This window comes from Burkholderia sp. AU33803, from assembly GCF_002223095.1.
Classification (GTDB): Bacteria; Pseudomonadota; Gammaproteobacteria; order Burkholderiales; family Burkholderiaceae; genus Burkholderia.
Map to the genome: position 1 here is coordinate 1 of NZ_NKFJ01000022.1, position 620 is coordinate 620.

1 tRNA gene and 1 rRNA gene are annotated in these 620 nt (G+C 49.5%); both read left to right on the forward strand.

Annotation, left to right across the window (positions count from 1 at the left end):
- Window positions 1-48: 48 nt before the first annotated feature.
- A tRNA-Ala gene (locus CFB41_RS37065) sits at window positions 49-124 on the forward strand.
- Between the two features lie 274 nt (window positions 125-398).
- A 23S ribosomal RNA gene (locus CFB41_RS37075) occupies window positions 399-620 on the forward strand; the annotation flags it as partial.

The window sequence follows — 620 nt, forward strand, 5'->3', positions numbered from 1 at the left end:
CACCACCGTCTTGTGTGGCGGTACACCCTGAGGCAAATCTGTACTCATGGGGGCATAGCTCAGCTGGGAGAGCACCTGCTTTGCAAGCAGGGGGTCGTCGGTTCGATCCCGTCTGCCTCCACCAATCTTCAATGACAAGCATTCGACTTGAGTCGAATCTTTGTCATTGGCGATTGAGCCAGTCAGAGTGATACGTAGTATGTATCGGCTGTCGTTCTTTAACAATCTGGAAGAAGCAAGTAATTTGGATAGCGGAAGCGTCTCGAGATGGACGTGAAAACTATCCGGGTTGTGATTGTATCGATGTATCTCAAGATGATTCGAACTCTATGTTTGACTCAATTTGGAATACGGCACAACGCGAGAACTCAACCTGTAACGAGACAGACTCGTTATAGGGTCAAGCGAACAAGTGCATGTGGTGGATGCCTTGGCGATCACAGGCGATGAAGGACGCGGTAGCCTGCGAAAAGCTACGGGGAGCTGGCAAACAAGCTTTGATCCGTAGATGTCCGAATGGGGAAACCCACTCCTTTTGGAGTATCCATGGCTGAATACATAGGCCATGCGAAGCGAACGCGGTGAACTGAAACATCTAAGTAACCGCAGGAAAAGAAATC